General features: G+C 69.9%; 12 protein-coding genes. All 12 read right to left on the bottom strand.

Translation table 11 applies throughout. The annotated features are described in order from the left end of the window. Nucleotides 1-27: 27 nt before the first annotated feature. The 12 genes from ACPPVO_RS00975 to ACPPVO_RS00920 all read right to left on the bottom strand — a co-directional run bounded on the left by ACPPVO_RS00975 (nt 28) and on the right by ACPPVO_RS00920 (nt 13,873). On the bottom strand, nt 28-1,557 hold the full coding sequence (locus ACPPVO_RS00975) for an NADH-quinone oxidoreductase subunit M (protein WP_426509254.1): 1,530 nt from the start codon (nt 1,555-1,557) through the stop codon (nt 28-30). After that, the gene (nuoL, locus tag ACPPVO_RS00970; RefSeq protein ID WP_426509252.1) at nt 1,554-3,464 is read right to left on the bottom strand and encodes an NADH-quinone oxidoreductase subunit L; all 1,911 of its coding nucleotides are present in this window, start codon (nt 3,462-3,464) and stop codon (nt 1,554-1,556) included. The genes ACPPVO_RS00975 and nuoL overlap by 4 nt, the downstream gene beginning before the upstream one ends. 10 nt (nt 3,465-3,474) lie before the next feature. Beyond that, nucleotides 3,475-3,774 carry an NADH-quinone oxidoreductase subunit NuoK gene (gene nuoK / locus ACPPVO_RS00965; RefSeq protein ID WP_190254991.1) on the bottom strand — a complete coding sequence of 100 codons (300 nt, stop codon included), beginning with the start codon at nt 3,772-3,774 and terminating at the stop codon, nt 3,475-3,477. After that, nucleotides 3,771-4,538, bottom strand: coding sequence for an NADH-quinone oxidoreductase subunit J (locus ACPPVO_RS00960; RefSeq protein ID WP_426514490.1), 768 nt, complete (start codon nt 4,536-4,538; stop codon nt 3,771-3,773). Before ACPPVO_RS00960 ends, nuoK begins: the two co-directional genes overlap by 4 nt. A gap of 97 nt (nt 4,539-4,635) precedes the next feature. Next, nucleotides 4,636-5,184 (bottom strand): NADH-quinone oxidoreductase subunit NuoI, encoded by a 549-nt coding sequence (gene nuoI / locus ACPPVO_RS00955; RefSeq protein ID WP_426509250.1) that lies wholly within the window; start codon nt 5,182-5,184, stop codon nt 4,636-4,638. A 77-nt stretch (nt 5,185-5,261) separates the two neighbouring features. Further along, nucleotides 5,262-6,608 carry an NADH-quinone oxidoreductase subunit NuoH gene (gene nuoH / locus ACPPVO_RS00950; protein WP_426509248.1) on the bottom strand — a complete coding sequence of 449 codons (1,347 nt, stop codon included), beginning with the start codon at nt 6,606-6,608 and terminating at the stop codon, nt 5,262-5,264. After that, the gene (locus ACPPVO_RS00945) at nt 6,605-9,073 is read right to left on the bottom strand and encodes an NADH-quinone oxidoreductase subunit G (protein ID WP_426509246.1); all 2,469 of its coding nucleotides are present in this window, start codon (nt 9,071-9,073) and stop codon (nt 6,605-6,607) included. The genes nuoH and ACPPVO_RS00945 overlap by 4 nt, the downstream gene beginning before the upstream one ends. 1 nt (nt 9,074) lies before the next feature. Further along, complete coding sequence (gene nuoF / locus ACPPVO_RS00940) at nt 9,075-10,397, bottom strand: NADH-quinone oxidoreductase subunit NuoF (RefSeq protein ID WP_426509244.1); 1,323 nt, start codon at nt 10,395-10,397, stop codon at nt 9,075-9,077. Then, nucleotides 10,397-11,194: an NADH-quinone oxidoreductase subunit NuoE gene (gene nuoE, locus ACPPVO_RS00935; protein WP_426509242.1), complete on the bottom strand. Its 798-nt coding sequence runs from the start codon at nt 11,192-11,194 to the stop codon at nt 10,397-10,399. The genes nuoF and nuoE overlap by 1 nt, the downstream gene beginning before the upstream one ends. Further along, entirely contained in the window at nt 11,194-12,510 is a 1,317-nt protein-coding gene (locus ACPPVO_RS00930) for an NADH-quinone oxidoreductase subunit D (protein ID WP_426509240.1), read from the bottom strand. The genes nuoE and ACPPVO_RS00930 overlap by 1 nt, the downstream gene beginning before the upstream one ends. Next, nucleotides 12,507-13,205 (bottom strand): NADH-quinone oxidoreductase subunit C, encoded by a 699-nt coding sequence (locus ACPPVO_RS00925; protein ID WP_426509238.1) that lies wholly within the window; start codon nt 13,203-13,205, stop codon nt 12,507-12,509. Before ACPPVO_RS00925 ends, ACPPVO_RS00930 begins: the two co-directional genes overlap by 4 nt. Further along, a complete protein-coding gene (locus ACPPVO_RS00920) occupies nt 13,202-13,873 on the bottom strand; it encodes a NuoB/complex I 20 kDa subunit family protein (RefSeq protein ID WP_426509236.1) in 672 nt (223 codons plus the stop codon). Before ACPPVO_RS00920 ends, ACPPVO_RS00925 begins: the two co-directional genes overlap by 4 nt. Nucleotide 13,874 lies beyond the last annotated feature (1 nt).

Here is a 13,874-nt window from a genome sequence, read left to right as displayed (position 1 = left end):
CCAGGTGCGGCAGTTGGAGTTTGTCGTTCACTTGCCGGCCTCCACGGTACCCACGGTGGCTTTCGGGTCGGTCTTGCCGACGTCCTGCATGGTCGCCTTCACCGCCGGATTGATCACATCGGTCAGCGGCTTGGGGTAGAAGCCCAGCAGCAGGATCAGGGCGATGAGCGGGGCGACCACGACCGCCTCGCGCACCGACAGGTCGCGCCCCATGGCCTTGATCTCGGCCAGCTTCGGGTTCAGGGTGCCCTGCGTGGTGCGCTGGATCATCCAGAGCACGTAGCCGGCCGCCAGGATGATGCCGGCGGTGGCGATGATCGCGACCGTCTTGTTCACCGTGAACGTGCCGATGAGCACCAGGAACTCGGAGACGAAGGGCGAGGTGCCGGGCAGTGCCAGCGAGGCGAGGCCGGCGATGAAGAACACGCCCGCCAGCACCGGCAGGAGCTTGCCGGCGCCGCCGAAGTCCGTCACCAGCGCGCTGCCCCGGCGGGCCACCAGCATGCCGACGACCAGGAACAGCAGGCCGGTCGCGAGGCCGTGGTTGACCATGTACAGCACCGCGCCCGTGCCGGCCTGCGAGGTGAAGGCGAACACGCCGATGCCGATGAAGCCGAAGTGCGCGATGGACGTGTACGACACCAGGCGCTTGAGGTCCTGCTGGCCGATCGCCACGAGCGCGCCGTAGATGATGCCGACGAGCGCGAGCGTGAGCCCGAGCCACGCGAAGTCCTTCGACGCGTTCGGGAAGAGCGGGAGGCAGTACCGCAGGATGCCGAACGTCCCGACCTTGTCCAGCACGCCGACCAGCAGCGCGGCCGCCCCGGCCGGCGCGGCGCCACCGGCGTCGGGCAGCCAGGTGTGGAACGGGAAGAACGGCGCCTTGATCGCGAAGGCGAGGAAGAACCCGAGGAACAGCCAGCGCTCGGTGTTGGTGGAGAAGTCGGCGTTGACCAGCGTCTGCCAGTCGAACGTCTCCCCGCCCAGCACCCACAGCCCGACCAGCGCGGCGAGCATGAACAGGCCGCCGAGCAGGGAGTACAGGAAGAACTTCACCGCCGCGTACTGCTTGTTCCGCCCGCCGTACGAGCCGATCAGGAAGTACATCGGCACGAGCATGACCTCGAAGAACACGTAGAACAGGAACACGTCCTGGGCGGCGAAGACGCCGATCATCGTGCACTCGAGGGCGAGCAGCAGGGCGAAGTACGCCGGCACCGACCGCTTGCTGGTCTCCGCGTCGTGCCACGAGGCCAGGATGACCAGCGGCACCAGCAGGGCGATCAGCGCGATCATGACGAGCGCGATGCCGTCGACGGCGAAGGTGAACTTGGCTCCCCACTGGGGGATCCAGGTCCAGGAGTCCTTGAGCTGGAAGCGGTCGCCGTTCGGCTTGAACTGCGCCCACAGGCCGACGCCCAGCCCCAGGACCACGACCGACCAGGCCAGCGCGACGCGCTTGGCGAGCTCGGGCTTGTCCTTGGGCAGCAGCGCGACCGTCGCCGCGCCGACGAGCGGCGCGGCCGTGAGGACGGTCAGGTAGGGGAAGTGGCTCATCCGAACCTCACCGCAAGCGTGGCGGCCACCACGAGCACCGCACCTCCAAGAATGGAAAGGGCGTAGGAGCGCACGAACCCGGTCTGGGCCCGGCGCAGTCGGCCCGATCCGCCGCCGACGCCCGCCGCCAGGCCGTTGACCAGCCCGTCGATGCCGCGGTTGTCGAGGTAGACCAGGGCGCGGGTCAGGTAGCGGCCGGGCGCCTCGAACACGATCTCGTTGAACGCGTCGGTGTAGAGGTTCTGGCGGGCCGCGGTGACCAGAGGCCCGGCCGGCTCCTCCTCCAGGGCCGTGCCCCGGTTGTACATCGCGATGGCGAGCCCGGCGCCGATCAGCGTGACCAGGATGCCGGCACCCTTCATGAGCCATTCGTTCATGTGGCGGGCGGGCTCCGCGTGCTCCGAGCCGTAAACCGGCGTCAGCCACTCGGGCACCGAGGTGGAGAGCAGCCATCCGGCCCCGACCGAGCCGATCGCCAGCAGGATCAGCGGGACGGTCATGATCTTCGGCGACTCGTGCGGGTGCTTGATGTCGTCGGTCCAGCGCTCCGGGCCGTGGAACGTCAACCAGAAGAGCCGGGTCATGTAGAACGCGGTGAGCCCGGCGCCCAGCAGGGCCGCGCCGCCGAAGAGCCAGCCCTGCCAGCCCTCGCGCTCGAACGCCGCGGTGATGATCGGCTCCTTGGAGAAGAAGCCGGACAGCGGCGGGATGCCGATGATCGCCAGCCAGCCCAGACCGAACGTGATCCAGGTGATCGGCATGTACTTGCGCAGGTTGCCGAAGCGGCGGATGTCGGTCTGGTCGTGCATGCCGTGCATGACCGAGCCCGCGCCGAGGAACATGCCGGCCTTGAAGAAGCCGTGCGCGAGCAGGTGGATCAGGGCCAGCGCGTACGCCGCCCCGCCGAGCCCGACGCCCAGGAACATGTACCCGATCTGGCTCACCGTCGACCAGGCCAGCACCCGCTTGATGTCGTCCTTGGCGCAGCCGATGATGCAGCCCATCAGCAGCGTCAGCGCGCCGACGGCGACCACCACGGTCTGCGCGTCGGGCGAGGCGTCGAAGATCGGGTGGGAGCGGGCGATGAGGTACACGCCCGCGGTCACCATCGTGGCCGCGTGGATCAGGGCCGAGACCGGGGTCGGGCCCTCCATCGCGTCGGGGAGCCAGGCCTGCAGCGGGAACTGGCCGGACTTGCCGGCCGCGCCGAGCAGGAGCAGCAGCGCGATCGCGAGGACCGGGCCCTTGCCCAGGCCGCCGACGCTGTTGAACACCTCGGCGTAGTCCACGGTGCCGAGGTAGGCGAACATCATGAAGATCGCGATCGCGAAGCCCGCGTCACCGACGCGGTTCATCAGGAACGCCTTCTTCCCGGCGGTCGCCGCGCTCGGGCGCAGGTACCAGAAGGAGATCAGCAGGTAGGAGGCGAGACCCACGCCCTCCCAGCCGAAGTAGAGCATCACGTAGTTGTTGCCGAGGACCAGCAACAGCATCGCCGCGATGAACAGGTTGAAGTAGCCGAAGAACTTCCGGCGCCCCGGGTCGTGCTCCATGTACCCCACCGCGTAGAGGTGGATCAGGGAGCCGACGCCGGTGATGAGCAGGACGAACATCGCCGACAACGGGTCGAACAGCAGGCCCAGGTCGACGTGGAAGCTGCCGACGCCGATGTAGTCCCACAGCTTGATCTCGACGCCCGAGCGGTTCTCCAGCCCGCGGAGGGTGAAGAAGTACGTCAGCCCCAGCACGAATGAGGCGGCGACGCTGAGCACGCCGAGCCAGTGACCCCAGCGGTCGGCCCGCTTGCCGAGCAGCAGCAGCACTGCCGCGCTCGCCAGCGGGATCGCCGGGAGAAGCCAGAACGTGCCCAGCCACCCGGTCGCCGCCGAGAAGGCGATTTGTTCCACCACCCGCTCCTTAGTACTTCAGCAGGTTCGCGTCGTCGACGCTGGCCGAGCGCCGAGTCCGGAAGATCGACATGATGATCGCCAGGCCGACGACGACCTCGGCCGCCGCCACGACCATGACGAAGAACGCCATGATCTGCCCGTCGAGCGTGCCGTTGATCCGGCTGAACGTGACCAGCGCGAGGTTGGCCGCGTTCAGCATCAACTCGATGCACATGAACAGCACGATCGCGTTCCGGCGGATGAGCACGCCCACCGCGCCGATCGTGAACAGGATCGCCGCGAGGACGATGTAGTACGTCGGAGTCACTTCTCGGTCCCCTTCGGTGCGACGTCCGCGGACGTCAACTCCCGGGTCGGCAGAATCTTGGAGATGCTGCGGTCGGCCGGCGTGCCGTCGGGCAGTCGCGCCGGGGTAGCCACCGAGTCGGAGCCGGCGAAGACGCCGGGTCCGGGCTTCGGCGCCGGGTAGTTGCCCGGGCGGAAGCGCGCCACCATGCGCTCCGGCTGGCTGACCTTGTCTTCCTTGCGCTTCTCGGCGTGGGCCAGGATCATCGCGCCGACCGCCGCCGTGATCAGCAGGGCGGACGTGACCTCGAAGACCCAGACGTACTTGGTGAACAGCAGGCGCGAGATCCCGATCACGTTGCCGGCCGAGTTCGCGTCGACCAGGCCCTTCGGGTCGGAGTCGCCGAGCGCCCGGTAGAGCCCGATGCCCAGCAGCAGCGCCAGGCCGAGGCCCAGGAGGCTGGCCGCCATCCGCTGCCCGCGCAACGTCTCGATCAGCGAGTCCGAGGAGTCACGGCCGACGAGCATGAGCACGAACAGGAACAGCATCATGATGGCGCCGGTGTAGACGATGATCTGCACCATGCCGATGAACGGACCCGCCTGCAGGATGTAGAACACGCCCAGGCTGAGCATCGTGATGATGAGCGACAGGGCGGAGTGCACCGCGTTGCGGGCCCACACCATGCCGAGCGCGCCGAGCACCGCGAGCGGGCCGAGGATCCAGAAGGTGACGGCCTCGCCGCCCTTCACGTCGCCCGCGCCCGCAAGCGTCTGCAGCGCCAGGGTGCTGGTCACGCGTCCTCCTCGCTGCGCTCGTCGGCCGCCTGACCAAGAGCCTGAGCCAGCCGGTGAACGGCCCCTCCGCTCCGCTTCGGACCGTTCACGAGTGGACCCCCTTGGACCGCTCGGCACCGGCGGAGGTGCCCGGGTTCTCCAGCGCGCCGACGTAGTAGTCCTTCTCGGTGTCGCCCAGGCGCATGTCGTGCGGCGGGCGCTCCATCCCCGGCAGCAGCGGCGCGAGCAGCTGCTCCTTGGTGAAGATCAGATCGCGGCGGTTGTCGCGGGCCAGCTCGTACTCGTTGCTCATGGTGAGCGAGCGGGTCGGGCAGGCCTCGATGCACAGCCCGCAGAAGATGCAGCGGGCGTAGTTGATCTGGTACGTCTCGGCGTAGCGCTCACCGGGCGAGAAGCGCTCGTCCTCGGTGTTGTCCGCGCCCTCGACGTAGATCGCGTCCGCCGGGCAGGCCCACGCGCACAGCTCGCAGCCGATGCACTTCTCGAGCCCGTCCGGCCAGCGGTTGAGAATGTGCCGGCCGTGGTACCGCGGAGCAACGACCTTGCGCTCCTCCGGGTACTCCTCGGTGACCACCTTCTTGAACATGTGCGAGAAGGTGACCCCGAATCCCTTGAGGGTTCCACCAAAGCTCATGCCACCGCTCCGCTTCGCTCCGCGCCGGCATGAGTCAGCGGCTGCAACATGATTCGCTCGCTTCGCTCACTCATAAGTCAGCTCTCCTTGCCGGTCGGGACGGTTTCCCGCTCGACGATCACGCGCTTGGCCCGCGGGCTGGGCGGCACCTCGAGGTTCATGGGCGGCAGCGGGAAGCCGCTCGCCCCACCGACGCGGCCGTCCGGATGGACCGGCGGCAGCTCGACGCCGGCGCCCCGGCGGGAGCGCTGGAGCGCGACCATCGCCAGGACCAGCACCACGAGCACGACGATCCCGATGATCACGCCGGTGCGGGCGCCGGTGCTGATGCCGCCGTTCTGCAGCACCCGGATGCCGGACAGCGCCAGGATCCAGACCAGGTTGGCCGGGATGAGCACCTTCCAGCCGAAGCGCATGAACTGGTCGTAGCGCAGGCGGGGCAGCGTGCCGCGGAGCCAGACGAAGACGAACAGCAGCAGCAGTACCTTGATCGTGAACCACAGCACCGGCCACCACCCGTGGTTCGCGCCGTCCCACAGCGAGAGCGGCCACGGGGCGCGCCAGCCGCCGAGGAACAACGTCGTGCACAGGCCCGAGACGGTGACCATGTTGACGTACTCGGCGAGGAAGAACAGCGCGAACTTCAGCGACGAGTACTCGGTGTGGAAGCCGCCGACCAGCTCCGACTCGGCCTCGGGGAGGTCGAACGGGGCCCGGTTGGTCTCACCGACCGCGGAGGTGAAGTAGATCAGGAAGCTCGGGATGAGCAGGATGCCGTACCAGGCCGGCAGGTGCCAGGTCATGCCGAAGACGTCCGCGGTGCCGTTACCGGCCTGGGCCGCGACGATCTGCGAGGTCGACATCGTGCCCGAGACCAGGAAGACCGAGACGATCGACAGGCCCATCGCGACCTCGTAGGAGATCATCTGGGCAGTCGAGCGCAGGCCGCCGAGCAGCGGGTACGTCGAGCCGGAGGCCCAGCCGCCGAGCACGACGCCGTAGATGCCCATCGAGGAGCAGGCCAGCACCAGCAGCACGGCCACCGGGATGTCGGTCAGCTGCAGCGGCGTGTGGTTGCCGAAGACCGACACCACCGGGCCGAACGGGATGACCGAGAACGCGGTGAACGCGGTGATCGTCGAGATCACCGGCGCGAAGAAGAAGACCACCTTGTCCGCCAGGCGCGGCATGATGTCTTCCTTGAACGCCAGCTTGAGGCCGTCGGCCAGCGACTGCAGCAGGCCGAAGGGGCCGTTGCGGTTCGGGCCGGGCCGCACCTGCATGCGGGCCACGACGCGGCGCTCGTACCAGATGGCGAACAGCGTCATGACGACGAGGAACGCGAAGATCACGACGACCTTGGCGAGGACCAGCCACCAAACGTCCTGGCCGAACTCGTCGAGGTTGCCGGCGGCGGATGTCATCTCGTGCTACCCCCAGTGCTGATCTCGACCAGCGCGCCCTCGGTCACGCCGAGCGTGCGGCGCAGGGTCGAGCCCGGTGAGTTCGTCGGGATCCACACGACCCCGTCGACCATGTCGGTGACGAGCGCCGGCAGGGTGATCGCGCCCCGCTCGGTGCCGACGGTCACCGCGTCCCCGTCCACCACGCCGAGGTCGGCCGCGGTGCTCTTGGAGATCCGGACCACGGCCGGGCGGGCGGTCCCGGCCAGGTGGCCGTCCCCGTCCTGCAGCGAGCCGCCATCGATCAGGTGGTGCCAGGAGGCGAGGACCGCCTGGCCATCGGCCGGCTTCGCGGGCGCGCCCGGCGCCACGTCCGGTGCGGTGCCGCGGACCAGGCTCGGGTTGCCCGCGCCGACCGTGCCGACCGCGACCGTGCCCGGCAGCGGCAGCTGGGCCAGGGCGGCCAGCTGGGCCCGGACCGCCTCGACGTCGCCGACGCCGAGCTGCACGCCGAGCTCGCGGGCCAGCGTGTCGAGGACGCGGGCGTCGCTCATGGCCTGGGTCTTGAGCACGGTGCCGAACGGACGGACCCGGCCCTCCCAGTTGACGTAGGAGCCGGACTTCTCGACCGCCGGGGCGATCGGCAGGACGACGTCGGCGCGCTTGGCGACGGCGCTCATCCGCAGCTCCAGGCTGACCACGAAGCCGACGTTGGCCAGGGCCTCCTCGGCCGCGAGCGGGTCGGCCAGGTCGGCCGGGTCCACGCCGCCGACGACGAGCGCGCCGAGCCGGCCCTCGCGGGCGGCGGCGACGATCCCGTCGGTGTCGCGGCCGGAGGCGCTGGGCAGCACGCCCGCGTCCAGGCCCCACGCGGTGGCGACCTCGCTGCGCGCGGCCGGGTCGAAGACCTGGCGGCCGCCCGGCAGCAGGGTCGGCAGCACGCCGGCCTCGACCGCGCCCCGGTCGCCCGCGCGGCGCGGGACCCAGGCGAGGCGGGCGCCGGTGGACTCGGCCAGGCGGGCCGCGGCGGACAGGCCGCCGGGGACGGTCGCCAGGCGCTCGCCGACGAAGATGATCGCGCCCTCGGCCGACAGCGCGTCGCGCAGCTGCTCGGACGCGCCGAGCACCTCGGCCTCGCCGCCGGGGGCGGTGAGGAGGACCGTCGTGCCGAGCTTGCTGTACCCGCGGCTGACGAACGGGGCGACCGCGTAGCTGGGCAGGCCGCGCTTGAGGTACACCTTGCGCGCCCGCAGGAAGATGATCGGGCACTCCTCCTCGGGCTCCAGCCCGACGAAGACGACCGCGGGGGCCCGCTCGATGTCCGCGTAGGTCACGTCGGCCCGCCCGACGACGTGGGAGCCGAGGAACTCGGTCTCCTCCGCCGACAGCGGCCGCGCGCGGAAGTCGAGGTCGTTGGTGCCGAGGGCGACGCGGGCGAACTTGGCGTACGCGTACGCGTCCTCGACGGTCAGCCGGCCGCCGGCCAGCACCCCGACGCCGCCGTTGTCCTTCGCGGCGGCCAGGCCGGCCGCGGCGAAGCTGAGCGCCTCGGGCCAGCTCGCCGTGCGCAGCTCGCCGGTCTTCGAGTCGCGCACCAGCGGCGTGGTCAGGCGGTCGGTGGCGGTGACGTACTGGAACGCGAAGCGCCCCTTGTCACAGTTCCACTCCTCGTTCACCGCCGGGTCGTCGCCGGCCAGGCGGCGCATGACCTTGCCGCGGCGGTGGTCGGCCCGCTGGTCGCAGCCCGCCGCGCAGTGCTCGCACGCGTTGGGCGTCGACACCAGGTCGAAGGGCCGGGCGCGGAAGCGGTACTGCGAGCTGGTAAGCGCCCCCACCGGGCAGATCTGGATCGTGTTGCCCGAGAAGTAGCTGTTGAACGGGGCGTCGCTCTCGGGCGAGTCCGGGTCGCCCCGGAACACGCCGATCTGCTCGTTGCTCGAGCGCTCCATCAGGTCGATGAACTTGTCGCCGGCGATCTCGTCGGAGAAGCGGGTGCAGCGCTGGCAGAGCACGCACCGCTCGCGGTCGAGCAGCACCTGCGTGCTGATCGGCAGCGGCTTGGGGAACTCCCGCTTGTGCTCGACGAACCGCGACTCGGACTGGCCGTTGCTCATCGCCTGGTTCTGCAGCGGGCACTCGCCGCCCTTGTCGCAGACCGGGCAGTCGAGCGGGTGGTTGATGAGGAGGAACTCCATGATGCCCTCTTGGGCCTTCTTGGCCACCTCGGAGGTCATCTGGGTCTTCACGACCATGCCCTCGGCCACCGGCTGGGTGCACGAGGCGACCGGCTTGCGCTGGCCCTCGATGTCGACCAGGCACTGGCGGCAGGCGCCGGCCGGCGCGAGCAGCGGGTGGTCGCAGAACCGCGGGATCGAGATGCCCACCTGCTCGGCGGCCCGGATGACGAGCGCACCCTTGGGCGCCTCGACCTCGACGCCGTCGATGGTGAGCTTCACGGTCTCGGTCGCGGGAACCACGTCGGTCATCTCAGTGGGCTCCTACCAGCTCGCCGTGGAACATCGGCGCCTTGCGGCCCTCGATGTAGTCCAGGTAGTCCTGCTTGAAGTACTTGATCGAGGACATCACCGGGCTGGTCGCGCCGTCGCCGAGCGCGCAGAACGAGCGGCCCAGCAGGTTGTCGCAGGCGTCCAGGAGCGTGTCGAGGTCCTGGAGCGTGCCCTGGCCGGCCAGGATGCGGTGCAGGATGCGCACCATCCAGTAGTTGCCCTCGCGGCACGGCGTGCACTTGCCGCACGACTCGTGGTGGTAGAAGGCGATCCACCGGTAGGTCGCGTAGACGATGTCGTCCTGGTCGGAGAAGACCTGCACCGCGGTGGTGCCGAGCATCGTGCCGACGCTCATCATGCCCTCGAAGTCCATCGGGGTGTCGAGGTGCTCGTCGGTCAGCATCGGCGTGGAGGAGCCGCCCGGCGTCCAGAACTTGAGCTGGTGGCCGTCCTGCATGCCGCCGGCCAGGTCGATGAGCTGCCGCAGGGTGACGCCGAGGCCGCACTCGAACTGGCCGGGGTTGTTGACCCGCCCGGAGATCGAGTAGATCTTCGGGCCCGGCGACTTCTCCGTGCCCATGCTGCGGAACCACGCCGAGCCGCCGAGCACGATGTACGGCACGCTGGCGATCGTCTCGACGTTGTTCACGACGGTCGGGGAGGCGTAGAGGCCGTGGGTCGCCGGGAACGGCGGGCGCAGCCGGGGCTGGCCGCGGTAGCCCTCCAGCGAGTCCAGCAGCGCGGTCTCCTCGCCACAGATGTAGGCGCCGGCGCCGCTGTGCACGATCAGGTCCAGGTCGAAGCCGCTGCCGAGGATGTTGGCGCCGAGGTAGCCCTTGGCGTAGGCCTGCTCCACCGCCGCCCGCAGCCGCCGGGCCGCGTGCACCGCCTCGCCCCGGATGTAGATCGCGGCGTAGTTCGCGCGGATCGCGTAGGAGGCGATGATGACGCCCTCGACCAGCGCGTGCGGGTCGGCCATCATCAGCGGCAGGTCCTTGCAGGTGCCCGGCTCGCCCTCGTCGGCGTTGACCACGAGGTAGTGCGGCTTGCCGTCGTTCTGCGGGATGAAGCCCCACTTCATGCCCGTCGGGAAGCCGGCGCCGCCGCGGCCACGCAGACCGGAGTCCTTCACCAGCTGGATCAGGTCATCCGGGTGGGCCTTGAGCGCCTTGCGCAGGGCCGAGTAACCGTCGAGGCGCTCGTAAACGTCGAGCTTCCACGCGTCGGGCGAGAGCCAGCGCTTGGTGAGCACCGGCGTGAGCCTCGACAGCGAGTCCTGCGAGGGCTGGTAGTCCACGGCCATCAGGCCTTCGCCTCCTTCTGCGGCAGCGGTCCGTCGCCCGCCGGCTTGCCGTCCGATGCCGGCTTGGGCGTCGATGCCGGGGCCGCGGGCGGCGCCTGCTTGGCGGCCGCGTCTTCCTTCTTGGCGATCGGTGTCTCCGGGTCGAAGCCCGGCACCGAGATGCCGAAGCGCTCGGCGAGCCGGTTGCCCGCGAGGGTGGGGGCGCCGGCCGGCCCGTCGGCGATGACCTCGTCGCCGCGGTCGTCGGCGAAGCCGGCCAGCTGGACCGCCATCTCCTTGAGCGTGCACAGGCGGGTGCCGCGGCTGGGCTGCGGACGCTCGCCGTCCTGCAGCTGCTTGACCAGCTTCAGCGCGGTGTCGTCGTTGACCTGGTCGAAGAATTCGTAGTTGACCGTCATGACCGGCGCGTAGTCGCAGGCCGCGAGGCACTCGGCGTGCTCCAGCGTGATCTTGCCGTCGGCCGTCGTCTCGTCGTGCCCGACGCCGAGGTACTCGCTCAGGGCCTCGTACGCCTTGTCGCCGCCGAGCACGCCGCACATCGTGTTGGTGCAGACGCTCACCAGCCAGTCGCCGGTCGGCTTGCGCTTGTACATGGTGTAGAACGTCGCGACCGCGCCGACCTGGGCCTTGGTGATGCCCAGGATGTCGGCGCAGAAGGCGATGCCGTCCGGCGAGACGAACCCCTCCTCGGACTGCACCAGGTGCAGGAGGGGCAGCAGCGCCGAGCGCGAGCGGCCCTCGGGGTAGCGCGCGATGATCTGACGCGCGCGGTCACGCGTGAGGTCACTGAACACCATTAACGATCACACCCACCCATGACGGGGTCGAGCGAGGCGCCGCCCACGATGACGTCGGCGAGCAGGCCGCCCTCCGCCATCGCCGGGATCGCCTGCAGGTTGATGAAGCTGGGCTCGCGGTAGTGCACCCGGAACGGGCGCGTGCCGCCGTCGGAGATCGCGTGCACGCCGAGCTCGCCGCGGGGCGCCTCGATCGGCACGTACACCTGGCCGGGCGGCACCCGGAAACCCTCGGTCACCAGCTTGAAGTGGTGGATCAGGGCCTCCATCGACTGGCCCATGATCTTGGCGACGTGCTCGAGCGAGTTGCCCAGGCCGTCGCCGCCGACCGCCAGCTGCGCCGGCCACGCGATCTTCTTGTCGGCGATCATGATCGGGCCGGGCTCGAGCCGGTCCAGCGCCTGCTCGACGATCCGCAGCGACTGGCGCATCTCGTTGAGCCGCACCTGGTACCGGCCCCACGCGTCGGCCGTCGTCGCGGTCGGGACCTCGAAGTCGTAGGTCTCGTACCCGCAGTACGGCTGGTGCTTGCGGATGTCCCAGCCCAGGCCGGCCGAGCGCAGCACCGGCCCGGTGATGCCCAGGGCCACGCAGCCGGTCACGTCGAGCACGGCGACACCCTGGGTGCGCTCGCGCCAGATCGTGTTGCCCGAGAGCAGGTCCTCGTACATGTTGATGCGGTCCGGCATCCAGCCGAGCAGCTCGCGGATCTTCCCGATCGCCTCGTCCGTGACGTCCTGGGCGAGGCCGCCGGGGCGGATGTACGCGTGGTTCATCCGCAGGCCGGAGATCATCTCGAAGATGTCGAGGATGTACTCGCGCTCGCGGAAGCCGTAGATCATCATCGACAGGGCGCCGAGCTCCATACCGGTCGTGGCGAGCCAGACCAGGTGGGAGGAGATCCGGTTGAGCTCCATCATGAGCACGCGGACCGTGCGGGCCCGCGCGGTGATCTGGTCCTCGATGCCGAGCAGCTTCTCGACCGCCAGGCAGTAGCCGGTCTCGTTGAACATCGGCGCGAGGTAGTCCATGCGGGTCACGAACGTGGTGCCCTGGGTCCAGTTGCGGAACTCCAGGTTCTTCTCGATGCCCGTGTGGAGGTACCCGACGACGGTCCTCGCCTCGGTGACCGTCTCGCCCTCGAGCTCCAGCACCAGGCGCAGCACCCCGTGGGTGGACGGGTGCTGGGGGCCCATGTTGACGACGATGCGCTCTTCGGAGCCGGCCTCGTTGACGATCGTGTCCCAGTCCCCGCCGGTGACGGTGAAGACCTTGCCCTCGGTGGTTTCGCGGGCGGCGGCGTAATCGGTGGTCACAGGTAACTCCTCCGCTGGTCCGGCGGCGGGATCTCCGCACCCTTGTACTCGACCGGCACGCCGCCGAGCGGGTAGTCCTTCCGCTGCGGGAAGCCCTCCCAGTCGTCCGGCATGAGGATCCGGGTCAGGTTCGGGTGGCCGTCGAAGACGATGCCGAACATGTCGTAGGTCTCCCGCTCCTGCCAGTCGGCGGTCGGGTAGACCTGGGTGACGCTCGGCAGGTGCGGGTCCTCGGCCGTCACGGCGGCCTCGAGGCGGATCCGGCGGCGGAACGTCATCGACGTCAGGTGGTACACCGCGTGCAGCCGCCGGCCGTCGCTGCCGAGGTAGTCGACCCCGGACACCGAGGAGCACAGCTCGTAGCGCAGCGCGTGGTCGTCCCGCAGCGCCTGGCAGACCTCGGCGATGCGCTCCGGCACGATGTGCAGCGTCAGCTCGCCCCGGTCGACGACGATCCGCTCGATCGCGTCGTCGAAGCCCGGGAAGGCCTCCTCGAGGGCGTCCACGACCTCGTCGAAGTCGCCGCCGAAGGGCCGCGGCGAGTCGAGCTCGACCGCGCGCCGGCGGCGCAGGCCGCCGAAGCCCGACGTGTCGCCGCTGCCCTGCACGCCGAACATGCCGCGCCCGGCGGCCGTCGACGGCGGGGTCTGGGCGGGGGCGCCCAGCTCGGCGCCGACCGGCTCTACGTTCGTCACTTCGACCCTCCGGACAGGTTCGCCCGCTCTTCCATCCACTTCTCGATGCGCAGCTGCTCCTCGCGGCCCGCGGCGACGGCCTTGGTCCACTCGGCGCGCCGCGCCTTGTCGAAGCGGTAGCTGGACGGCATCGCGCCGGGCGCGACCACCGGGGCGCCGTCGCGCTCGACCCGCGCCTCGATCATGCGGCGGCGCCGGTCACCCAGCGGCTCGGCCATGACCTTGTCGTGCAGGCGCAGGATGGCGTCGATGAGCATCTCCGGCCGTGGCGGGCAGCCCGGCAGGTACATGTCCACGGGCACGATGTGGTCCACGCCCTGGACGATCGCGTAGTTGTTGAACATGCCGCCGCTGGAGGCGCAGACGCCCATCGAGAGCACCCAGCGGGGCTCCGGCATCTGGTCGTAGATCTGGCGCAGGACGGGGGCCATCTTCTGGCTCACCCGGCCGGCCACGATCATCAGGTCGGCCTGGCGCGGGCTGGCCCGGAAGACCTCCATGCCGAAGCGCGCCAGGTCGTAGCGCGCGGCGCCGGTCGCCATCATCTCGATGGCGCAGCAGGCCAGGCCGAAGGTGGCCGGCCAGAAGCTCGCCTTGCGAGACCAGTTGACCAGCTTCTCGACCGACGTCAGCAGAATGCCGGTCGGTACCTTTTCCTCGATGCCCATG

It is taken from the genome of Dactylosporangium sp. McL0621, assembly GCF_049995355.1.
Taxonomy (GTDB): domain Bacteria; phylum Actinomycetota; class Actinomycetes; order Mycobacteriales; family Micromonosporaceae; genus Dactylosporangium.
This window is presented reverse-complemented; position numbering and strand designations above follow the sequence as displayed.

Bases quoted from the DNA above. Each gene is read 5' to 3' on its own strand.
- ACPPVO_RS00975 (WP_426509254.1), bottom strand. From the start codon at position 1,557: ATGAGCCACTTCCCCTACCTGACCGTCCTCACGGCCGCGCCGCTCGTC.
- nuoI (WP_426509250.1), bottom strand. From the start codon at position 5,184: ATGAGCTTTGGTGGAACCCTCAAGGGATTCGGGGTCACCTTCTCGCAC.
- nuoH (WP_426509248.1), bottom strand. From the start codon at position 6,608: ATGACATCCGCCGCCGGCAACCTCGACGAGTTCGGCCAGGACGTTTGG.
- ACPPVO_RS00945 (WP_426509246.1), bottom strand. From the start codon at position 9,073: ATGACCGACGTGGTTCCCGCGACCGAGACCGTGAAGCTCACCATCGAC.
- nuoF (WP_426509244.1), bottom strand. From the start codon at position 10,397: ATGGCCGTGGACTACCAGCCCTCGCAGGACTCGCTGTCGAGGCTCACG.
- nuoE (WP_426509242.1), bottom strand. From the start codon at position 11,194: ATGGTGTTCAGTGACCTCACGCGTGACCGCGCGCGTCAGATCATCGCG.
- ACPPVO_RS00920 (WP_426509236.1), bottom strand. From the start codon at position 13,873: ATGGGCATCGAGGAAAAGGTACCGACCGGCATTCTGCTGACGTCGGTC.